This window comes from Kitasatospora sp. DSM 101779, assembly GCF_025655475.1.
In the GTDB taxonomy this organism is placed as follows: Bacteria; Actinomycetota; Actinomycetes; order Streptomycetales; family Streptomycetaceae; genus Kitasatospora.
Window position 1 is genome coordinate 3,147,657 of sequence record NZ_JAHTIK010000001.1, and the last position, 21,683, is coordinate 3,169,339.

Consider the following 21,683-nt stretch of genomic DNA (forward strand, 5'->3'; position numbering starts at 1 on the left):
GGGGCGGCTCTCCTCCGATCGGAGGAGAGCCGCCCCGCGGCGTTCCGCCCGTCCGGGTCCACCGGGCGGCGGGGACGCCGACGGCCCGGCCGGAGGGGTCCGGCCGGGCCGTGGGGTACGACGGGGGTGGCGCTCAGCCGTCGTACGGCTGGTCGTCGTTGAAGAGGTGCATGCCCGGGATCTTCAGGGTGCCGCCGAACTGGCCGGCCTGGACGGCCTTGGCCTTGTCCAGGGTGATGTCCAGCGGGATCGGCACGGAGCCGATCAGGTCCCACAGCCACTTGGGCAGGGTGTCCGGGGTGAGGGTGATCTCGCCCAGGTCGATCGGGATCGGCAGGCCGTAGATCGCCGAGAGGTGCCCGGAGAGGCTCTCCACGTACATGGTGATCGGGCCGTTGCGCATGGTGGAGGTGGTGCCGGGCGCGGCCTGCACGTGGAAGGTCTTGCCCTTCACCTCGATCGTCGACATGTCGAGGTCGCCGATGTCCACCGAGGCGGTGGTGAACTTGAGGACGCGCTTGGTGCCGGTCGGCGTCTTCACGTCGTACACGCCGTTGAACACCGAGCCGTGCAGGGCGAGCCTGCTGGAGTGCAGCACCCAGTTCTGGTCGGGCACCACGTGGCCGGTCGGCGCGGCGAGGGCCTTCTCCTTGCTGGTGTCCACCAGGCAGTTCGGGCCGGTGGCGGACGGCGAGGGGGAGGCCGACGGGCTCGCCGACCGCGTGGCCGGCTTGGCGGCGGGGGCGGTCGTCGCGGCCGCCGCCTTCGGCGCGGGGGCGGTCGTCGGCTGGGCGGTCGCGGCCGGCGTGGTGGCCGCCTTGGCGGCGGTGGTCGGCACCGCGGCCGGCGTCGACGTGGCGCCGCTCTGCGGGTGGAAGATGCCGTCGATGCCGGTCAGGATGTCACCGATCACGTTCCGGGGCGCGGTGTCGGCCGACGGAGCGGGCTGCGCGGCGGTGGCCGTGGCGGTCGGGACGGGGACCTTGGCCGTGGACGGCGAGGCCGTCGCACCGGACTTCTTGGTCGCGGCCTTGACCGTGCTGGACGGCGCCGGCAGCACCTTGATCTCGCTCTTGGGGACGGGCGTCTCCTCGAGCACGGTGTCCGGCGCGCTCGCGCAGGCCTTGTCGCTCTGGGTGTCGGCCACGGCGAGCGTGGTCGGGGTGTAGGCGGCACCGACCAGCATGGCGGTGGGCACGGCGGCCATCGCCATCACCCGGCCGCGGATGCGGCGGCGGACGCTCGCCCGCGGCGCCGCGTGGCGGGGCCCGGGCACCGAGGCCGCGGCGGACTCGTCCCGGTCGGTCACCGCTGCTCCCCCGGGTCGGCCGCCGGTGCGGCGTCGTCGGCGGCGCCGGCGGGCGTCTGCTGGGCGGGCAGCAGCGGCTGGGTGGTCTCCGCCGGGGTCTCACCGGTGAACTCCGCCGTGGTCGCCTCGGCGGGGACGTCCTCGACGGCGGCGACCGGCTTGAGCGGCGCCCAGGCCATCAGCAGGCCGCCGGCCATCAGGCCGAGGACCAGGCCGAAGCCGAAGCCGCCGAGGTTGGAGACCGGGATGGAGATCAGTGCGAGCAGCGTGGTCGCCACGCCGCAGAAGATCCGCACCAGCGGCTGGAACCACGCGGTCAGGCCCAGGCAGATCATCAGGACGCCGATGATCAGCGAGCCCGCGCCCGCGGTGGTGGCCATCGACACGGTCATGCCGCTGAGGTTGAGCTTGGCGTACGGGAAGTACAGGATGGGCACGCCGGCGATCATGGCCAGCAGGCCGCCCCAGAAGGGCCGCGAGCGGCGCCAGTTGCGGAACCGCAGCCGCAGGTTGATTCCGCCGTCCTGCTCGGGCCACGCCTGGGCAGTTGCGCTGGACACGATGCAACTCCTCGATGGTTCGCTGCGAGGTGGAGAGAACTCCTGAGCAGCGGCCGGGAGGGGGCGGCTGCCCCGCCCCCGGCCGCGGAAGATCCGTCAGTGCGGTGCGCCGTGCGGCGCGCCGTCAGACGAGGATCAGTAGCACTCCTTGCCGTTGCCGTCGTCACCGACGTACAGCTTGAGGTCCAGGCCGTTGAGCTTGAAGGTGCCGGCCGAGGTGGCCCAGGCGGTCTGCTTCACGTTGCTCAGGTGCGCGTGGGGAGCGGCCTGCGCGAAGCCCAGCGCGCCGGACGGCTTCGGGGTGCCGAGAGCGCTCTTCCAGTTGGCGGTCGCCGTGCCCTTGAGGGTGGAGGCGTCCTGGCCGATGTTGATGTCGGTGAACTCCGCGTCGGCGGACAGCTGGTCGAGGTCGATCAGCAGGTTCTTCGCGCTGACCTGCTTGTTGACGTCGTCGCTCTTGCCGGCCTCCAGGCGCAGCGTCACCTTGGGCAGCTTCAGGCCGAGCAGCGAGGGCTCGCTGACCACGGACTGGCACATGCCCTTGATGGTGGCGGAGTCGAACGCCGAGATGGCCACCGCGTGCGGCGTGCCGTTGGTCTCGACGTCGAAGGAGCCGAACTGGGCGAAGTTGTCGCCCTGCAGGTCTTCGGCGGTGACCTTGAAACGCTGGCCGGAGACGTTGAACGAGGCGGCGAGCGCGTTGTTGGCCAGCGCCACACCGATCGCCGCGGTGGCGGCGATGCCCGGCACCATGGCGATGCCGAAGCGCTTCCAGCTGGTCTTGCCGAAAGTCTGGGACATGCGTGTGTCCTCCTTCTAGGACGTACATCTCCGGCCGTGTCCGGTGCGTCCCGCACCGGCCCGGGCCTGGGATGGGAGAGAGCTACGTCCTCGGTAGCGGAGAGCGCCAGCGCGTCGTGGGCCGACGGACATGGCGATCACCCCCGAGCGACAACCGGCGACCGCACGGCTGAGCGGTCGCAGGAAGGACAGGAACCGCGTGTGGGATCTGCGGCTACCCCCCTGCCCTCCAACCGCCGGCCGGGGCCGGCGGTTACCCGATGGGGATTCCCTGAACGGGACCGGGCGTGGGCCGATCGTGCTGGAATCCCGGGCCGAACACAAGGGGTCGATTACTGACGGGTAATCCAACAGTCCGCACTGTTGATCATGGAATCGAAGACATGGTCACCCTCGGTGACATTCACCGCGTGCGACGCTTCTGCAATCCGCAGGAAACGGCGCCGAAACACCCCGGCCGGCCACTGAGCGTGACCGGCCGAGGGTGGTTGTCAAGATTTGATTAAGCTCTACGAAATCTCCTGGAATGTCGCCAAATCCCCAGCGACACCGCAGGTCACACGCCGTGCCACCCGCCCCGGACCGGGGCGGTGCACCCGTGCCGCCGGAACGGCGCCGTCAGAACAGCACCCGGGCGAGCGCGCTGCGCGCAGCGACGACCCGCGGGTCCTCCGGGCCGATCACCTCGAAGAGCTCCAGCAGCCGAACCCGCGCGGCGTCGCGGTCCTCGCCCGCCGTCCGGCCGACGGTGTCGACCAGCCGTCCGAAGGCGTCCTCGACGTGCCCGCCCACCAGGTCCAGGTCGGCCGCCTGCAGCTGGGCCTCGACGTCCTTCGGCCCGGCGGCCGCCGCCGCCCGCACCTGCTGCGGGTCCATGCCCTCGACCCGCTGCAGCAGTTGGGCCTGCGCCAGGCCGAGCTTGGCCTCGGTGTTGCCGGGCTGGTCGGACAGCACGTTCTGGTACGCCCGGACGGCACCGCCGAGATCACCGCGGTCCAGCGCGTCGTGGGCCGCCTCCAGCGCCGGGTCGGACGGCACCCGCGGCGCCTGTGCCGCCGCCTCGCCGCCGGCCGCGCCCGCGGGCAGACCGGTGATGCCGAAGCGCTGCTCGGCCACCGCGATCAGCTGGTCCAGGATCTTGCGGACGTTGGCCTCGTTCTCGGCGCCCTGGAACAGCGGGACGAGCTGGCCCGCCACCACCGCCATCACGGCCGGGATGCCCTGGATCCCGAACTGCTGGGCGATCAACTGGTTGGCGTCGACGTCGATCTTGGCGAGCACGATCCGGCCGGCGTACTCCTCGGCCAGGCGCTCCAGGATCGGGCTGAGCTGCTTGCAGGGGCCGCACCACTCGGCCCAAAAGTCGACCACCACGGGGACCTCGGCCGAGCGCTGCACGACCTCGGCCTCGAAGGTGTCCTCGGTGACGTCGAGGACCAGCCGGTAGGGCGCCGGTGCGGTGTCGCCGCCGGCCGCGGCCTGCCGGGCCCGATCGGCCCGGGCCTGCTCGGCCTTCTGGGCTGCCTCGCCGGCCGCCTTGACCGCGGCGAGGTCGACCGCTCCACGAAGGGCGGCGCTATTGAGACGCGAATTCCGTGACTGCATGGCACCATCCTCCCCCGTCCGCACGGGTGACGGGCGCCAACCGGCCGGAAACCTCGCCGAGCCGTCGCGCCTGCGCCACCCGCCCGTGCGGCGGGGGCTTGCCTCCCGGTGTAGCGCGATGCCGGCGCGAATCCCCATTCGCGCCCCGCGCCGGCCCGATCCCATGGGCACGACGCGTGGTTGTCGCTCTTTCGCTACGAGTCGTAGCGTATCTCCATCCCGGGCCCGTCCCGCAAGACCCCCTCGGCGCCGCGGGACGTGACCTGCCCCACTTTCCGCCCGCCGATGGCTGCTGACCGGGGGCTTCGGTCGCTACCGTTACCCGGACGACCAAGTTACCAACTGGTAAATTTTTAGCTAGGAGGCTCGGTGGCCCCCACCACCCAGCAGCCTGCTGCCCCGGACGCCACCGCCCTCCCCCGCGGCAAGGGCCGTCCGCGCAGCGCTGCCGCCGACCGGGCGATCCTCGACGCGACCCGTGAAGCCCTCGCCGAACTCGGCTGGGGCGGTCTCACCATGGGCGACGTCGCCACCCGCGCCGGTGTCGCCAAGACCACCCTGTACCGGCGCTGGCCGTCCAAGAACGAACTGGTCGTCGACGCCGTCGCCAGTCTCTTCGACGAGCTGGAGATGGCCGACCTCGGCAGCCTGCGGGCGGACATCGCCGCCACGGTCGCCCAGTTCGCCGACCTGCTGGCCCGGCCGGAGTCCCAGGCCGCCCTGATGGCGCTCTTCGCCGAGGGCAGCCGGGACCCGCAGCTGAGGCGGCGCATCCGCGAGCGCATCGTCGACCCGCAGAAGCACCTCGTCCGGACGGGACGGGCCAACGCCCAGGCCCGCGGGGAGCTCCGCTCGGACCAGGACGAGGCGGCCGCCTGCGAGGAGATCGACCTGGTCTTCGACATGATCGCGGGCGCCGTCGAACACCGCCTCCTCGTCGCCGGCGAACCCATCACCCCCCGCTGGCTCGACCGCTTCACCACCCTGATGCTCAGCGCCCTCGTCGGTCTGGACACCTGAGGCCCGGGGCCACGGCCCCGGCCGGTCGGTGGAGCGCGTTTTCAAGGGCACATGGGAACCGATGAGGGGCGCGGGGAACTGCGCAGCTCGGATGTGGACTGCCGTACGAACCCCGGCGCGGCCCGTGTCACCACGGCACCCACTCCCGGACTGCGCAGTTCTCCCCGGCCTTCGGCCGGAAGGTGCCCCCACGCGCCCCAGAACCAACCACTCCACTGCTCTTTGATGACGGGCCCTAGAAGGTGGCGGGCTCGCGGTGGACGCCCCACTCCTCGCGGAGCGCGTGGCAGATCTCCCCGAGGGTGGCCTCGGCCCGGACGGCCCGGAGCATCGGCGGGATCATGTTCCCGCCGGAGCGGGCCGTCGCCAGCACGGCCGCCAGGCCGGCCCCGACGGCGGCCTCGTCACGGGCCGCCCTCCGCGCCGCGAGCAGGCGTACCTGCTCCCGCTCCACCTCGTGACTGACCCGCAGGATCTCCAGCTCCGGGGTGACCGACCCCGGGTGGCAGTTGACGCCGACGACCCGCTTCGCGCCCTTCTCCAGGGACTGCTGGTGGCGGAAGGCGGCCTCGGCGATCTCTCCGGTGAACCAGCCGTCCTCGATGCCCCGCAGGATGCCGGAGGTCACCGGCCCGATCGGGTGGTCCTCGCTGCCCTTGTCGAGGATCCGCCGGAAGATCGCCTCCGCCCGGGCCTCCATCCGGTCGGTGAGCGCCTCCACGTACCAGGAGCCGCCGAGCGGATCGGCGACGTTGGCGACGCCGGTCTCCTCCATCAGCACCTGCTGGGTCCGCAGGGCGATCTCGGCCGCCTGGGCGGAGGGCAGCGCGAGGGTCTCGTCCAGGGCGTTGGTGTGCAGGGAGTTGGTGCCGCCGAGGACGGCGGACAGCGCCTCGACCGCGGTGCGCACCACGTTGTTGAAGGGCTGCTGGGCGGTGAGCGAGACGCCGGCGGTCTGGGTGTGGAAGCGCAGCCACTGGGCCCGGTCGGTCCCGGCGCCGAACCGGTCGCGCATCCAGCGGGCCCAGATGCGGCGGGCGGCGCGGAACTTGGCGATCTCCTCGAAGAAGTCGAGGTGGGCGTCGAAGAAGAAGGACAGGCCGGGCGCGAAGACGTCGACGTCCAGGCCGCGGGAGAGGCCGAGTTCGACGTAGGCGAAGCCGTCCGCGAGGGTGTAGGCGAGTTCCTGGGCGGCCGTGGCCCCGGCCTCGCGGATGTGGTAGCCGGAGACGGAGAGCGGCTTGTAGGCGGGGATGCCCTGCGCGCAGTACTCCATCAGGTCGCCGATCAGGCGAAGGTGCGGCTCCGGGGCGAAGAGCCACTCCTTCTGCGCGATGTACTCCTTGAAGATGTCCGTCTGGAGGGTGCCGTTGAGCACGGCCGGGTCGACGCCCTGGCGTTCGGCCGCGACGAGGTACATGCAGAAGATCGGGACGGCCGGGCCGCTGATCGTCATCGAGGTGGTGACCTCGCCGAGCGGGATGCCGTCGAAGAGGACGTCCATGTCGGCGGCGGAGTCGACGGCGACGCCGCAGTGGCCGACCTCGCCGAGCGACCTGGTGTCGTCGGAGTCGTAGCCCATGAGGGTCGGCATGTCGAAGGCGACCGAGAGGCCGCCGCCGCCGGCCTCCAGGATCATCCGGTAGCGCTCGTTGGTCTGCCGGGCGTTCCCGAAGCCGGCGAACTGGCGGACGGTCCAGGTGCGGCCGCGGTAGCCGCTGGCGTACAGGCCTCGGGTGAAGGGGTACTCGCCCGGCCAGCCGATGCGCTCGAAGCCCTCGTGGGGCTGCCCGGGGGGCGGGCCGTAGACGGGCTCGACCGTCTCGCCGGAGAGGGTGGTGAAGTCGGCGGCGCGCTTGTGGGCCCGGTCGTAGCGCTGCTGCCAGCGCAGGCGGCCGGCCTCGATCTCTTCGGCGTCCATGGCTGTGGCTCCCACTCCGTGCGGCCGCCGTGTGCGGGACGACGGCAGTGGCCAGAACCTCCTGCCAATTTACTCGGACGTCCTACTATCCGTCGACGGCGCGGGCGCTTCCCGCCTCCGTGCGCCCCCCGGACATGCCGGAGCCCCTCCCCGGACGCGGGGAGGGGCTCGGTCGCAGAGGCGGGCGGGGGGTCAGACGGAGACCGGCTCCGCGGTCTCGATCAGCGGGGCGACGTCGCGGGAGACCTTGCGCTCCACGAAGAAGACGGCGGTCGGGATCGTGCCGGCCAGCAGCACCCAGGCCAGCCTGCCCATCGGCCACTTCGCCTTGGTGCCCAGGTCGAAGGCGAGCACCAGGTAGACCACGTACAGCCAGCCGTGCGCGATGCCGACGGCGCTGGTGAAGCCGCTGGCCCCCGAGACGTCCAGCACGTACTTGGCGATCACGCCGGCGGTCAGCAGGATCAGCAGGACGCCGGTGATGTACGCCAGCGCCCGGTATCGGGTCAGCACGCTCTGCTTCATACCGACGAGGGTAACCGCCCGCCGCGGCCCTCCCGGCCGCACCCCCGCCGGCGCATCCGCACGCGCCGGGGCGGCGGCCCCGGGGGCGGGCCGCCGGCTCAGTGCTCGCCGGTCTCCGCGGCCGGGGAGAAGTCCCCGGCCGCCACCCGCAGCGGGCGGAGCAGCTCGAAGACCTGCTGACACTGGTCGTCGTCGTAGCCCTCCAGGCCGAAGTCGATGGCCATCAGTTCGCGGGTGGCCTGCTCGACCACCTCGCGGCCGCGGTCGGTGATCGCGGCGAGGACGCCGCGGCCGTCGGCCGGGTTGGGGCGGCGGGCGACCAGACCGTCCCGCTCCAGGCGGTCGACGGTGTTGGTGACGCTGGTCGGGTGCACCATGAGGCGCTCCCCGATCTTGGAGAGCGGCAGCTGGCCGGCCCGGCTGAAGGTGAGCAGCACCAGGGCCTCGTACCGGGCGAAGGTGAGGCCGTAGGGCTTCACCACGGCGTCCACCCGGGACAGCAGGATCTGGTGGGCGCGCATCACCGAGGTGATCGCCGCCATGGACGGGACGGCGCCCCAGCGGCGGGTCCACAGTTCGCCGGCGCGGGCGATCGGGTCGAAATCTAGGGCGAGGGGCTTGGGCACTCCTCCACCGTACCGGCGTACGGGGGACGGGGTAGCAGGTGTCCACGATGGTGGACAAGGGCCGGTTCTGGCGGGATCACGCCAAGCGGTTACTGGTCCGTACCAGCGCTTCGGGTGGCCGAAACACGCCTGCAATCTTGCTTCCAGTGACGGGAGTTGAGCCCGGAACGCGATCATTCGGGTTTCCTCCGTATGGAACCGACCGATCGGACGGGCGAATTGGGCGCTTGGCGCCTTTTACACGCTCGCGTCCGGATGGCGAGTGGTGGCCAACTCCCGATCAGGCCCTGTCAATTCACGATCTGCATTGTCATGCTTCTCGCCAGCTTCGTTCGACCCGCCAGGCCCCCACCCCTCGGCGGACGTCGTCAGACCGCACGGAGCAGCACGTCCGCGCCCGTTCCGCCCCAGCAGGCACTAACCCCGGTGCCCCGGGACGCGGCGCCACCGCGCACACGCGGTTGATCCGGAAGGAACCCGTACGTGAAGCGAAAGCTGACAGTCGGAGCCGTTCTCTCTGCGTCGGCGGTCCTCGCCAGTGCCATCCAGGTCAGCGCCGGGATCGCGCAGGCCTCCCCCGCGCCGGTCGGCCCGGCCGCCCCCGCCGAGCAGCGTGCCGCGCTCATCGCGCAGGCCGGCGCCGAGGCCCCCTCCGCGGCCCGCGCCCTCGGCCTCGCCGGCCAGGAGCAGCTCGTCGTCAAGGACGCGGTCGTCGACGCCGACGGCACGCGCCACGTGCGCTACGAGCGCACCTTCGCCGGTCTGCCGGTGCTCGGCGGCGACCTGGTCGTACACCAGGACGCCAAGGGCGCCGTGAAGTCGGTGGACCGCGCCGTCCAGGGCTCGGTCGCCCCGGCCACCCTCACCCCGAAGCTCACCGCCGCCCAGGCCGCCTCGAAGGCGCACGGCGCGGTCGCCGCCACCGTGGGTGTCGCCAAGGACGCCGACGAGGCCGCCCTCGCCTCGGTCGCCGCCCCCGCGGGCGGCAAGCTGGTCGTCTGGGCCGCCTCCGGCAAGCCCCGCCTGGCCTACCAGACCACCGTCGAGGGCGTGCGCGCGGACGGCACCCCGAGCCGCCAGCTGCTGGTCACCGACGCCGCGAGCGGCGAGGTCCTCTCCACCCACGAGCAGGTGCAGACCGCCAACGCGACCGGCAGCGGCAAGGGCGTCTTCGTCGGTTCGGTCACCCTGACCACCAACTACACCGGCTCGACGTACCAGCTGAAGGACGCCACCCGAGGCGGCCAGTACACCACCACGCTGAACAACAAGACCTCGGGCGCGGGCACCCTGCTGACCGACGCCGACAACGCGTGGGGCACCGGCCTGGTCTCCAGCACCCAGTCCGCCGCGGTGGACGCCCAGTACGGCGCGGCCGTCACCTGGGACTTCTACAAGAACACCTTCGGCCGCAACGGCATCAAGAACAACGGCGTCGGCGCCTACAGCCGGGTCCACTACGGCCGGAACTACGTCAACGCGTTCTGGGACGACTCCTGCTTCTGCATGACGTACGGCGACGGCGCGTCCAACACCCACCCGCTGACCGAGCTCGACGTGGCCGGCCACGAGATGAGCCACGGCGTCACCGCCAACACCGCCGGCCTGAACTACTCGGGCGAGTCCGGCGGCCTGAACGAGGCCACCTCGGACATCTTCGGCACCGGCGTGGAGTTCTACGCCAACCTCGCCGCCGACAAGGGCGACTACCTGATCGGCGAGCTGATCAACATCAACGGCGACGGCACCCCGCTGCGCTACATGGACAAGCCCTCCAAGGACGGCGGCTCGGCGGACTACTGGTCCTCCGGCGTCGGCAACCTCGACGTCCACTACTCGTCCGGCGTCGGCAACCACTTCTTCTACCTGCTGGCCGAGGGCAGCGGCGCGAAGACGATCAACGGCGTCAGCTACAACAGCCCGACCTCCAACGGCTCCACCGTCACCGGCATCGGCCGCGACAAGGCGCTGCAGGTCTGGTACCGGGCGCTGAGCGTCTACATGACCTCCACCACCGACTACAAGGGCGCGCGCACCGCGACCCTGAACGCGGCGAAGGACCTCTACGGCGCCACCTCCACCGAGTACGCCCAGGTCGCCGCCGCCTGGGCCGCGGTGAACGTCAACTGACACGCCGCGGTTGAAGACGCAGCAGCCGGGCCCTCCGGAGGGGAGGCCCGGCTGCTGCCATGTCCGGCCCTCGATCACCACATGACAGAAATGCGCCAACTGCTGTCTTACACCTGTCATTTGACGACCAATCTTGTCATGCTTCCTTCCAGCCCCGTGCGGCGCCCGACCGGCCACCCCAACCGGTCCGGTGCCGCATGACCGCACGGAGCTGCACGTCAGCGCTCGTTCCGCCCCAGTCGGCGCCGGACCCGGCGCCCCGGAGCGATGCGCGACCGCGCACACGCGGTTGATCCGGAAGGAACCCGTACGTGAAGCGAAAGCTCGCCCTCGGCGCCGTCCTCTCCACCTCGGCCCTGCTCGCCGGCGCGATCCAGGTCGCCGCGGGCGCCCAGGCCGCCCCCGCCCCCGCGGCCGCGCAGCAGCGGGCCGCACTCCTCGCCCAGGCCGGCGCCGAGGCGCCCGCGGCGGCCCGCACCCTCGGCCTCTCCGGCCAGGAGCAGCTCGTCGTCAAGGACGCCGTGGTGGACGCCGACGGCACCCGCCACCTGCGGTTCGACCGGACCTTCGCCGGCCTGCCGGTGCTCGGCGGCGACCTGGTCGTGCACCAGGACGCCAAGGGCGCCGTGAAGTCCGTGGACCGCGCCGTCCAGGGCTCGGTCGCGCCCGCCTCGCTCACCCCGAAGCTCACCGCCGCCCAGGCCGCCTCGAAGGCACACGGCGCGGTCGCCGCCACCGTCGGGACGTCCGCGGACGCCGACGAGCCGGCGCTGACCTCGGTCGGCTCGGCGGGCGGCGCCGAGCTGGTGGTGTGGGCCGCCTCCGGCACCCCGCGGCTCGCCTACCGGACGTCCGTCGAGGGCATGCGCGCCGACGGCACCCCGAGCAGCCGCCTGGTCGTCACCGACGCCGCGACCGGCGCGGTGCTCTCCTCCGAGGAGCAGATCCGCACCTCCAACGCGACCGGCAGCGGCAAGGGCGTCTTCGTCGGCTCGGTCACCCTGACCACCAACTACACCGGCTCGACGTACCAGCTGAAGGACAACACCCGCGGCGGGCAGTACACCGTCGACAAGAACGGGACGCTGTACACGGACGCCGACAACGTCTGGGGCAACGGCAGCGCCTCCAACGGGCAGTCCGCCGCGGTGGACGCCCAGTACGGCGCCGCGGCCACCTGGGACTTCTACAAGTCGACCTTCAACCGCAACGGCATCAAGAACAACGGCGTCGGCGCCTACAGCAAGGTCCACTACGGCACCAACTACGTCAACGCGTTCTGGAGCGACAGCTGCTTCTGCATGACGTACGGCGACGGCTCGGGCAACACCCACCCGCTGACCGCGATCGACGTGGCCGGCCACGAGATGACGCACGGCGTGACCTCCGCCACGGCGGGCCTCAACTACTCGGGCGAGTCCGGCGGCCTGAACGAGGCCACCAGCGACATCTTCGGCACCATGGTCGAGTTCTACGCCAACCTGCCGGTGGACACCCCGGACTACCTGATCGGCGAGCGGCTCAACCTGAACGGCAACGGCACCCCGCTGCGCTACATGGACAAGCCCTCCAAGGACGGCGCCTCGGCGGACTACTGGTCCTCGACGGTCGGCAACAAGGACGTCCACTACTCCTCGGGCGTCGCGAACCACTTCTTCTACCTGCTGGCCGAGGGCAGCGGCGCGAAGACGATCAACGGCGTCAGCTACAACAGCCCGACCTCCAACGGCTCCACCGTGACCGGCATCGGCCGGGCCAAGGCGGCGCAGATCTGGTACCGCGCGCTGACCGTCTACATGACCTCCACCACCAACTACAAGGCGGCGCGCACCGCGACGCTGAACGCGGCGAAGGACCTGTACGGCAGCACCTCCGCCGAGTACAAGGCGGTGGGTGCGGCCTGGAGCGGGGTCAACGTCAGCTGACCCCTCCCCGCGCACGGCGACGGCCGGGCTCCCCTCGCGGGGGCCCGGCCGTCGGGTTTCCGGCTGCGTTCCGGAGGTCAGGCCGCGGCGGCGGCCGCCGGCACCTCGCCGCGCTCCTCCTTGGCGAGCATCCGCTCGGCGAAGAAGCCGCCGGTCGGCAGCACCGACAGCACGAACAGCAGGATGCCGCGCTTGGCGTCCCAGCGCTGCTGCTGCCAGGCCAGAGCGAGGAAGACCACGTACAGCACGAACAGCGCGCCGTGGATCGAGCCCATCACCGGCACCGCGTTGAAGTCGGTGGTCCGCTTGAGCACCGAGCACACGAGCAGCAGCAGGAAGGACAGGCCCTCCGGGCCGGACACGAGTCGCAGGCGGTGGACGGCGGGGCTGGTCTTCACGGGTCACCTCGGGAGGGGTCGGCGAGTGAGCTCGTGAACACGATCACAAGCCTCGTTCATTATCACCGACCGAACGGCCTTGCCGGGGCCGGGGTGGCCGGTTTCACGGCGGGCAGCCCTATCCTGCTGCGGCACGGCCCGACGACCGGGCCGACCGACCACGGGGGTGGACATGTTCCGCATCGACTGGAACCGGCGGACCTGCTCGCGGCGCGGGCACATCACCTACGCGCCCGACGAGGCCGACCTGCGCGGCCGGCTGCACGCGCACACCGCGCTCGGCGACGCCTGGCGCTGCCTGCGCTGCGGAGACTTCGCGCTCGGTGCTCCGCACGGCTCCGGCCCGGCCGACGAGGCTCCGCTGGTGCCGCGCGGCAAGGCCCTGCGCGACCTGTTCATCCTGCGCTTCCTCGCCGTCGAGCGGGCGCTGCGCGGCCTGCTGATCCTGATCGTCGCCTGGGGCGTGTGGAGGTTCTCCAACAGCCAGGACGCGGTGCGGCGGATCTTCGACGAGAACCTCTCGGTCTTCCGTCCCGTCACCGACCACTTCCACTGGGACCTGGAGCACTCGCCGATCGTCGACACCATCCGCAGGACGTTCGAGTACAAGCACAGCACGCTGCTGATCGTGGCCGGCGCGCTGGTGCTGTACGCGCTGATCGAGATCGTGGAGGCGGTCGGTCTGTGGGTGGGCGCCCGCTGGGCCGAGTACCTGACGGTGGTGGCGACCGCGGCCTTCCTGCCGCTGGAGGTGTACGAACTCACCGAGCACGTCAGCGCGCTGAAGATCGGCACGCTGGTGCTGAACATCCTCGCGGTGCTGTGGATCATGCTGTCGAAGCGGCTGTTCGGTCTGCGCGGCGGAGTGGTCGCCTTCGAGGCGGAGAAGCACTCGGCCTCGCTGCTGGAGGTGGAGACCGCCGCCGGCACCGCCCACGGGACGCATCCGGCCCCGGCCGTCTGACCCCGTCTCATTTGTCGCAGGTCGGTACCAGAGGCCCGCGCCCCCTCCCGGGCGCGGGCCGGCTGCCGCTACATTCGCCCGGTGGCACAGTTTCGACTCCAGGGGTCCAAGGTGCTCGCCGTCGACATGGCGGGAGACTCGGTCAAGGCCCGCAACGGCACCATGGTGGCCTACACGGGCCAGATGAACTTCAAGAAGATGTCCGGCGGTGGTGACGGCCTGCGCGGCATGGTCACCCGCCGGCTGACGGGTGAGCAGATGGAGGTCATGGAGGTGAAGGGGCAGGGCACCTGCTACTTCGCCGACAAGGCCACCGAGGTGAACCTGGTGCGGCTGAACGGCGAGACGCTCTACGTCGAGTCCGAGAACCTGCTCTGCACCGAGGCGACCCTGCACACCGGCACCTCCTTCACCGGACTCAACGGCATGGCGTCCGGCAACGGCCTGTTCACCACCAAGGTCGAGGGACACGGCTGGGCGGCGCTGACCTCCAAGGGCCCGGCGATCATCCTGCGGGTCTCCCAGGGGATGCCGCTGCGGGTCGACCCGGGCGCGTACGTGGCGCACACCGGCAACCTCAACCGCAGCCTGAAGTCGGGTGCGGGCTGGACGACGATCATCGGCGAGGGCGGCGGCGAGGCCATGCAGGTCGAGTTCGCCGGCGAGGGCCTGGTCTACGTGCAGCCCTCCGAGAAGATGACCTTCGGGGGGGACGTCTAATGCCGTTCACCAAGATCAACAACAAGATGGTCGAGGCGAAGGTCATGCCCGGCCAGCGGGTCTTCAGCCAGCGCGGCTCGATGCTCGCCTACACCGGCGAGGTCTCCTTCACGCCCAACGTGATGGGCGGCCAGGGCGGCGTGATGTCGATGATCGGGCGCCGGGTGGCCAACGAGGACACCCCGCTGATGACCGTCGAGGGCCAGGGCAGCGTGATGTTCGGCCACGGCGGCCACAACATCCACGTGATCGAGCTGACCGGCGACACCCTCTACGTGGAGGCCGACCGGCTGCTCGCCTTCGACGGCACCCTGCAGCAGTCGACCATGTTCATGGGCCAGCAGGGCGGCGTCATGGGCATGGTCCGCGGCCAGGTGACCGGCCAGGGCCTGTTCACCACCAAGCTCGACGGCCACGGCTCGGTCGCCGTGATGGCGCACGGCGGCGTGTTCGAGCTGCCGATCGGGCCCGGCCAGCCGGTGCACGTCGACCCGCAGGCGTACGTGGCCCACCGCGGCCAGGTGACCAACAAGCTGTCCACCGCCCTGGGCTGGCGCGACATGGTCGGCCGCGGTTCCGGCGAGGCGTTCCAGCTGGAGCTTTCCGGCCACGGAGTGGTGTACGTGCAGGCGAGCGAGGAGAAGCTCTGATGTCCTACCCGCCGCAGCCGCCGTACGGGCAGCAGCCCTACGGTCAGCCCCAGCCCGGCCAGCCCTACGGCCAGCCCGGCTACCCGCCGCCCGGCCAGCCGTACCCCCCGCAGGGGCAGCCGTACCCGCCGCAGGGCCAGCCGCAGCCCGGCTACCAGCAGGCGTACCAGCCGACCCAGGCCGGCCAGCCGTACCCGCCACAGGGCCAGCCCTACCCGGCCCCGTCGCAGGGCAACTTCGGCGCGCCGCTGCCGCAGAACGGCGGCGAGGGTCCGGTGGTGCACGACGCCATGAGCCTGCCGGTCAACGACAACGTCAACCCGTACGCCTTCTCGGTCGACCTCAACGGCGCCTACTACCTGCAGAAGGGCAAGATGATCGCCTACTACGGCGACATGCGCTTCTCGGGCATCGGACGCGGCGTCATCGACCAGATGCTGGAGCGGAACTTCAACTCCCCGCTGCACGCGTCCGACTGGGTCGTCGCCGAGGGCCGCGGCAAGCTGCTGCTCGCCGACCGGGCCTTCGACCTCAACTCGTACGACCTGGAGGAGGGCAACCTCACCGTCCGGTCGGGCAACCTGCTGGCCTTCGAGCCCACGCTCAAGCTCAAGCAGTCGATCATCCCGGGCTTCCTCACCCTGATCGGCACCGGCAAGTTCGTGGCCGCCTCCAACGGCCCCGTCCACTTCGTCGAACCCCCCATCCGGGTGGACCCGCAGGCGCTGGTCGGCTGGGCCGACTGCCCCGCGCCCTGCCACCACTACGATCACGGCTACATGCACGGCCTGATCGGCGGGCTCCGCCACCTGACCGGGCTCGGCGGCGCCTCCGGCGAGGAGCACCAGTTCGAGTTCATCGGGGCCGGCCAGGTGCTGCTGCAGTCGACCGAGACCCTGATGGCCGAGCGCTCGGTCGGTGTGGTGCACGCCGAGGCCGGCGTTCCCGGCAGCGGGGTGCCGCACCAGCCGGGTGCCGGGGCGCACGGCGGCGGGCAGCAGCTGCCCAACGTCAACATCCCGGGCCTGGGCAACCTCGGCGACCTCGGTCGCAGGTTCGGCCTCTGACGGGGCCGAACCGGTGAACCCGGCGCCGCCGGATTCGTAAACTTGTACAACATTTAACAAGCACGGCTATGCTGGGGCCATGGACACGCACGTCACCGACGCCCCCGCCGTCTCCTCCTCGGCCACCGCGGAGGAGACGCCGTGGTTGAGCACCCGCGAGCAGCAGTTCTGGCGCGCCCACCTGGAAGTGAGCAAGCTGCTCGACTACCAGCTCAGCCGCGAACTCCAGCCGCACAACCTCGCCATCAACGACTACGAGATCCTCGTCGTCCTCTCCGAGGCGCCCGAACGCCGGATGCGGATGACCGACCTCGCGACCGCCACCCTGCAGTCGAAGAGCCGGCTCTCCCACCAGATCACCCGGATGGAGAGCGCCGGGCTGGTGCTGCGGCAGGAGTGCCCGGGCGACCGCCGCGGCCTCTACGCCCACCTCACCGAACTCGGCTGGGAGACGCTCCAGAAGGTCGCGCCGGACCACGTCCGCAGCGTCCGCGCCCACTTCGTCGACCGCTTCACCCCCGAGCAGATCGACGCCCTCTACGAGGCCCTCGCCCCGGTCGCCGAACACCTCCGCACCCTCCGCGGCCGCGCCTGACGGCGCAGGTCCCGGTAGTACAGGGGGTCCCCTTGTGCTTCGGGGCGAGACGGACCCTGGGGTCTACCCCTCCGGCAGCTCGCCCGCTACTGGTTGCTCTCGGTGAGGCCGGCGACGAGGTGGTCGGCGGCGCCGTAGGGGTCGAGTTCGCCGGCGGCGACCCGTTCGGCGAGTCCGAGCAGGTGGCGGTCGCCGTGCAGGTCGCCGATCCGGGACCGCAGGGCGGCGAGCGCGATCGCCTCGATCTCCTGGGCGGCCCGCCGGGTACGCCGGGCGGCGAGCTCCCCGGTCTCCGCCAGCCAGGCGCGGTGCTTCTCCAGGGCCTCGACGACCTCGTCGACGCCTTCGCCCCGGGCGGCGACGGTCTTCACGATCGGCGGCCGCCAGTCGCCGGGCCGGCGGGCCTCGCCGAGGCCGAGCATGTGGTTGAGCTCGCGGGCGGTGGCGTCGGCGCCGTCCCGGTCCGCCTTGTTGACGACGAAGACGTCGCCGACCTCCAGGATGCCGGCCTTGGCGGCCTGGATGCCGTCGCCCATACCGGGGGCGAGCAGGACGACGGTGGTGTCGGCCTGGGCGGCGACCTCGACCTCGGACTGGCCGACGCCGACGGTCTCCACCAGGATCACGTCGCAGCCGGCGCCGTCCAGCACCCGCAGGGCCTGCGGGGCGGCCCAGGAGAGGCCGCCGAGGTGGCCGCGGGTGGCCATCGACCGGATGAACACCTCGGGGTCGGTGGCGTGGTCCTGCATGCGGACCCGGTCCCCGAGCAGGGCGCCGCCGGAGAACGGCGAGGAGGGGTCGACGGCGAGTACGCCGACCCGCTTGCCGCGGCGGCGGTACGCGGAGACCAGGGCGTTGGTCGAGGTGGACTTGCCGACGCCCGGCGAGCCGGTCAGGCCGACGGTGTAGGCGTTGCCGGTGTGCGGGGCGAGGGCCGCCATGGCCTCGCGCAGCTGCGGGGCGGCGTTCTCGACCAGCGAGATCAGCCGGGCCACGGCCCTCGGCTGCCCGGTCCGCGCCTGTTCGACCAGCGTCGCCACATCGACCATGAGAGTCCGTCTCCTCGATCGGAAGCGGGGGCGCACGGCGTGGTCGTCCACGCCGTGCGCCCCCGGAGTTCAACGCCGAACGGTCAGCCCTGGGCGGGGACCTTGATGATCAGGGCGTCGCCCTGGCCGCCGCCGCCGCAGAGCGCGGCCGCGCCGGTGCCGCCGCCGCGGCGCTGCAGCTCAAGGGCCAGGTGCAGGACGAGACGGGCGCCGGACATGCCGATCGGGTGACCGAGAGCGATCGCGCCGCCGTTGACGTTGACCTTCTCGTCGGTGACGCCGAGGTCCTTCATCGACTGGTGGGCGACGGCCGCGAAGGCCTCGTTGATCTCGATCAGGTCGAGGTCGGCGACGGTCAGGCCGTCCTTGGCGAGGGCGTGCGCGATCGCGTTGGACGGCTGCGACTGCAGCGAGTTGTCCGGGCCCGCGACGTTGCCGTGGGCGCCGATCTCGGCGATCCAGCTCAGGCCCAGCTCCTCGGCCTTGGCCTTGCTCATCACGACGACGGCGGCGGCGCCGTCGGAGATCTGCGAGGCGGAGCCGGCGGTGATGGTGCCGTCCCTGGTGAAGGCCGGGCGCAGCTTGCCGAGGGTCTCGACGGTGGTCTCGCCGCGGATGCCCTCGTCCTGGCTGAAGAGGACGGGCTCGCCGCGGCGCTGCGGGATCTCGACCGGGACGATCTCGGCGTCGAAGAGGCCGTTCTTCTGGGCGGCCGCGGCGCGCTGGTGCGAGGCGGCGGCGATGGCGTCCTGGACGTCGCGGGTGATGCCGAGGCGGGTGTTGTGGTTCTCGGTGGACTCGCCCATGGGGATGTTCTCGTACGCGTCGGTGAGGCCGTCGTGGGCCATCGCGTCGAGCATCTCGATCGCGCCGTACTTGAAGCCCTCGCGGGACTTCGGCAGCAGGTGCGGGGCGTTGGTCATGGACTCCTGGCCGCCGGCGACGACGACGTCGAACTCGCCCGCGCGGATCAGCTGGTCGGCCAGGGCGATGGCGTCCAGGCCGGAGAGACAGACCTTGTTGATGGTCAGCGCCGGGACGTTCATCGGGATGCCGGCCTTGACGGCGGCCTGGCGGGCCGGGATCTGGCCCGCGCCGGCCTGCAGCACCTGGCCCATGATCACGTACTGGACCTGGTCGCCGGTGATGCCCGCGCGCTCCAGGGCGGCCTTGATGGCGATGCCGCCGAGGTCGGCGCCGGAGAAGCCCTTCAGTGAGCCGAGCAGTCGGCCCATTGGAGTGCGTGCACCTGCGACGATCACAGAAGTAGTCATGAGACGGGCCCCTTCGCGCGTCGGCCATGAGGGTGTGGGGATGCGGCTCAATGTACTGACCCGTAACCCGTGCGTCACCGGCGCCGGGGTGTGATCAGTGGCACTGTCACCCTCCAGTCAACACCGTGTCACGGCGGTCCGGGTGACATTCGCCGGCGAGGGCGGGCGGGCCGTCCGAGGGGGCGAGACTGTGAGCAGGCTCGCACCGCGGGCGGTGGCCAAGCCTCCGCCGCATGCGCTGCACTGGTGCCACCCTCGTCGACTCCCACCATGGAGGCCTCCGCCGTGCTGACCCGCATCGACCACATCGGCATCGCCTGTTTCGACCTCGACAGGACGGTCGAGTTCTACCGCGCGACCTACGGCTTCGAGGTGTTCCACAGCGAGGTCAACGAGGAGCAGGGCGTCCGCGAGGCCATGCTCAAGATCAACGACACCGGTGACGGCGGCGCGTCCTACCTGCAGCTGCTGGAGCCGACCCGCGAGGACTCCACGGTCGCCAAGTGGCTGGCCAAGAACGGCGAGGGCGTGCACCACATCGCCTTCGGCACCGCCGACGTGGACGGCGACGCCGCGGACATCCGCGCCAAGGGCGTGCGGGTGCTGTACGACGAGCCGCGGATCGGCTCGATGGGCTCGCGGATCACCTTCCTGCACCCGAAGGACTGCGGCGGTGTGCTGACCGAGCTGGTGACCTCGGCCGCTGCGGAGCACTGAGACCGGAGCGGGCCCGGGCGGAATGCGACGGACACCGTCGGATTCCGACGAACACCGACGGAAACCGACGGACACCGACGAACACCGACGAACACCGACGGAAACGGAGGGGGTCGTACCGTAACGGCCCCCTTCCCGACCCGCCGGTAACCTCGGAAAACCTCCACTCGGCCATTCCGCTGCAAGCCGGGCACACTACAATGCCCGGGTGCGCCAGAACACCGGGAGGACCGGCGAGGCGCACGGCCGAAGGCGGTCACGGACGGGGAGACCCGGACGGGCCCGCCGCAGGGGAGTCCATTGAGCGGGCACGGCTGAACAGTCGCAGGTCGGATCTGTCACCATTCTCCACTAGGCAAGAGTTCGCCCAGGAGTCCACCCGGACGAGGGAACGCGGCACCGCCGCGCGTCCGCCGCCCGCAGACTCCGACCGCGGCAGGTGCCGCGGCTGCAAGGACCAGCCGGTCCGGCCCCGCGCAGGAATCGGGGCGTCGGAACGGCCGGGTCGAGGACGCGACCAGGAGATGGATGGGACCGCGGAGTGCGGGGCAACGACCGCTACGAGGTTGAGGATCACCTCTCCCAGTTCGAGGCCGAGATGGAACGGACTCGCAAGGAGCGGGACAAGACCGTCCAGCATGCCGAGGACCTCGCCTACCAGGTGGAGGTGCTCCGGGCCAAGCTGCACGAGGCCCGTCGGCAGCTCGCGCAGCCGCGTGCCTTCGACTCCGTCTCCGGCCAGGCCGAGCAACTGCTCCGCAACGCCGAGATGCAGGCCGAGCAGCTCCGCGCGGACGCCGAGCGCCAGCTGCGCGAGTCCCAGGCGGCCACCCAGCGTCTGCTGGCCGAGGCCGCCGAACGCACTGCCCGGCTGGAGGCCGAGTTCGCCACCCGGCGCCACCAGCTGGAGGAGGAGCTCAACGAGTTCCGCCGCTCCGCCGAGCGCCACGTCAAGGAGAACGTCTCCTGGGCGGAGCAGACCCGGGCCGGCACCGAGCAGGAGGCCCAGCGCCTGCTGCAGGAGGCCCGCATCGAGGCCGAGCGGATGATGGCCGCCGCCCGCGCCGAGGCCACCGCCCTCGCCGACCAGGCCCGCGCCCAGACCGCCGCCGACGTCGACGCCGCCCGCGGCGAGGCCCAGGCCGCCGCCGAGGCCGCCCTGCACCGCGCCCAGACCGACGCCGAGCGCCTGCTGCGCGCCGCCTCCGAGCAGGCCCAGCAGGCCAGCGCCCAGGCCGAGGAGCTCCGCGGCAGCGCCGCCAACGAGGCGCAGCAGCAGCTCGCGCAGGCGCACGCCGCCGCCGAGCGCCGGCTCGCCGCCGCGCAGGCCGAGATCGGCGAACTCAAGCGCCGGGCCCTGGACGACCAGGAGCGCGCCGAGGCCGCCCTCGGCCGCGCCCAGGCCGAGATAGAACGGCTCCGCGCCGAGGCCCTCGCCGAGGCCGAGCGGGCCCGCCAGGAGGCCGCCGACCAGCTCAACGCCGCCCGCAACGCCGCCGAACGGCTGCAGGCCGAGGCCGCCGCCGCAGCCGAGCAGCGGGTCGCCGACGGCGAGGCCGCCAGCGAGCAGCGCTCGCTCACCGCCAAGGCCGAGATCGCCAAGATGGTGGCCGCCGCCACCAAGGAGGCGGAGATCATCAAGGCCGCCGCGGCGACCGCGCGGGCCGAGGCCGACGCCGCCAGGGCCGCCGCCGCCGAGGAGAGCGAGCGGCTGCGCGCCACCGCCGAGTCGGTGGCCTCCCAGCTGCGGTCCGAGGCCGAGGCGGAGATCGCCGACCTCCGGGCGGAGGCCGAGGGCGAGGTCGCCGCGCTGCGGTCCGAGGCCGA

At 71.8% G+C, this 21,683-nt stretch carries 19 protein-coding genes and 1 pseudogene; 10 read left to right on the forward strand and 10 right to left on the reverse strand.

The features are described 5' to 3' along the window. Nucleotides 1-133: 133 nt before the first annotated feature. From KSNIM_RS14315 to trxA, 4 genes are all read right to left on the reverse strand, one after another. Nucleotides 134-1,309 carry a hypothetical protein gene (locus tag KSNIM_RS14315; protein ID WP_263103602.1) on the reverse strand — a complete coding sequence of 392 codons (1,176 nt, stop codon included), beginning with the start codon at nt 1,307-1,309 and terminating at the stop codon, nt 134-136. Beyond that, a complete protein-coding gene (locus tag KSNIM_RS14320) occupies nt 1,306-1,869 on the reverse strand; it encodes a DUF6114 domain-containing protein (protein WP_263103603.1) in 564 nt (187 codons plus the stop codon). Before KSNIM_RS14320 ends, KSNIM_RS14315 begins: the two co-directional genes overlap by 4 nt. A gap of 135 nt (nt 1,870-2,004) precedes the next feature. Beyond that, entirely contained in the window at nt 2,005-2,670 is a 666-nt protein-coding gene (locus KSNIM_RS14325) for a DUF6230 family protein (protein ID WP_263103604.1), read from the reverse strand. A gap of 618 nt (nt 2,671-3,288) precedes the next feature. Then, on the reverse strand, nt 3,289-4,275 hold the full coding sequence (gene trxA / locus KSNIM_RS14330; protein WP_263103605.1) for a thioredoxin: 987 nt from the start codon (nt 4,273-4,275) through the stop codon (nt 3,289-3,291). 369 nt (nt 4,276-4,644) lie between these two features. On the opposite strand from trxA, the gene KSNIM_RS14335 reads away from it, so the two are divergent. Further along, nucleotides 4,645-5,295: a TetR/AcrR family transcriptional regulator gene (locus KSNIM_RS14335; protein ID WP_263103606.1), complete on the forward strand. Its 651-nt coding sequence runs from the start codon at nt 4,645-4,647 to the stop codon at nt 5,293-5,295. Between the two features lie 235 nt (nt 5,296-5,530). On the opposite strand, the gene KSNIM_RS14340 is transcribed toward KSNIM_RS14335, so the two are convergent. The 3 genes from KSNIM_RS14340 to KSNIM_RS14350 form a co-directional block, all read right to left on the reverse strand. Continuing rightward, nucleotides 5,531-7,216, reverse strand: a complete 1,686-nt coding sequence (locus tag KSNIM_RS14340) for a methylmalonyl-CoA mutase (protein WP_263103607.1) — start codon at nt 7,214-7,216, stop codon at nt 5,531-5,533. A gap of 192 nt (nt 7,217-7,408) precedes the next feature. Beyond that, nucleotides 7,409-7,741, reverse strand: a complete 333-nt coding sequence (locus KSNIM_RS14345; RefSeq protein ID WP_263103608.1) for a DUF3817 domain-containing protein — start codon at nt 7,739-7,741, stop codon at nt 7,409-7,411. Between the two features lie 98 nt (nt 7,742-7,839). Beyond that, nucleotides 7,840-8,367: a MarR family winged helix-turn-helix transcriptional regulator gene (locus KSNIM_RS14350; protein ID WP_263103609.1), complete on the reverse strand. Its 528-nt coding sequence runs from the start codon at nt 8,365-8,367 to the stop codon at nt 7,840-7,842. 483 nt (nt 8,368-8,850) lie between these two features. Between KSNIM_RS14350 and KSNIM_RS14355 the strand changes: the two genes are divergently transcribed. Next, nucleotides 8,851-10,497: a M4 family metallopeptidase gene (locus KSNIM_RS14355; protein ID WP_263103610.1), complete on the forward strand. Its 1,647-nt coding sequence runs from the start codon at nt 8,851-8,853 to the stop codon at nt 10,495-10,497. 311 nt (nt 10,498-10,808) lie between these two features. Beyond that, the gene (locus KSNIM_RS14360; RefSeq protein WP_263103611.1) at nt 10,809-12,422 is read left to right on the forward strand and encodes a M4 family metallopeptidase; all 1,614 of its coding nucleotides are present in this window, start codon (nt 10,809-10,811) and stop codon (nt 12,420-12,422) included. 77 nt (nt 12,423-12,499) lie between these two features. Here KSNIM_RS14360 and KSNIM_RS14365 read toward each other — a convergent pair whose 3' ends face one another. Beyond that, nucleotides 12,500-12,820 (reverse strand): DUF3817 domain-containing protein, encoded by a 321-nt coding sequence (locus tag KSNIM_RS14365; RefSeq protein WP_263103612.1) that lies wholly within the window; start codon nt 12,818-12,820, stop codon nt 12,500-12,502. A 172-nt stretch (nt 12,821-12,992) separates the two neighbouring features. On the opposite strand from KSNIM_RS14365, the gene KSNIM_RS14370 reads away from it, so the two are divergent. From KSNIM_RS14370 to KSNIM_RS14390, 5 genes are all read left to right on the forward strand, one after another. Beyond that, nucleotides 12,993-13,784: a DUF2127 domain-containing protein gene (locus KSNIM_RS14370; protein ID WP_263103613.1), complete on the forward strand. Its 792-nt coding sequence runs from the start codon at nt 12,993-12,995 to the stop codon at nt 13,782-13,784. A gap of 81 nt (nt 13,785-13,865) precedes the next feature. Further along, complete coding sequence (locus KSNIM_RS14375) at nt 13,866-14,504, forward strand: AIM24 family protein (RefSeq protein WP_263103614.1); 639 nt, start codon at nt 13,866-13,868, stop codon at nt 14,502-14,504. Further along, on the forward strand, nt 14,504-15,154 hold the full coding sequence (locus KSNIM_RS14380; protein WP_263103615.1) for an AIM24 family protein: 651 nt from the start codon (nt 14,504-14,506) through the stop codon (nt 15,152-15,154). Before KSNIM_RS14375 ends, KSNIM_RS14380 begins: the two co-directional genes overlap by 1 nt. Before the next feature lie 290 nt (nt 15,155-15,444). Beyond that, entirely contained in the window at nt 15,445-16,221 is a 777-nt protein-coding gene (locus tag KSNIM_RS14385; protein WP_263107954.1) for an AIM24 family protein, read from the forward strand. A gap of 79 nt (nt 16,222-16,300) precedes the next feature. Next, on the forward strand, nt 16,301-16,816 hold the full coding sequence (locus KSNIM_RS14390; RefSeq protein WP_263103616.1) for a MarR family winged helix-turn-helix transcriptional regulator: 516 nt from the start codon (nt 16,301-16,303) through the stop codon (nt 16,814-16,816). 86 nt (nt 16,817-16,902) lie between these two features. On the opposite strand, the gene meaB is transcribed toward KSNIM_RS14390, so the two are convergent. Continuing rightward, on the reverse strand, nt 16,903-17,865 hold the full coding sequence (gene meaB / locus KSNIM_RS14395; RefSeq protein ID WP_263103617.1) for a methylmalonyl Co-A mutase-associated GTPase MeaB: 963 nt from the start codon (nt 17,863-17,865) through the stop codon (nt 16,903-16,905). A gap of 83 nt (nt 17,866-17,948) precedes the next feature. Further along, nucleotides 17,949-19,127, reverse strand: a complete 1,179-nt coding sequence (locus tag KSNIM_RS14400; RefSeq protein ID WP_263107955.1) for an acetyl-CoA C-acetyltransferase — start codon at nt 19,125-19,127, stop codon at nt 17,949-17,951. Nucleotides 19,128-19,424: 297 nt separating this feature from the next. Between KSNIM_RS14400 and mce the strand changes: the two genes are divergently transcribed. After that, the gene (gene mce / locus KSNIM_RS14405; RefSeq protein WP_263107956.1) at nt 19,425-19,856 is read left to right on the forward strand and encodes a methylmalonyl-CoA epimerase; all 432 of its coding nucleotides are present in this window, start codon (nt 19,425-19,427) and stop codon (nt 19,854-19,856) included. A gap of 541 nt (nt 19,857-20,397) precedes the next feature. Further along, nucleotides 20,398-21,683, forward strand: a pseudogene (locus KSNIM_RS14410) (hypothetical protein); the annotation flags it as partial.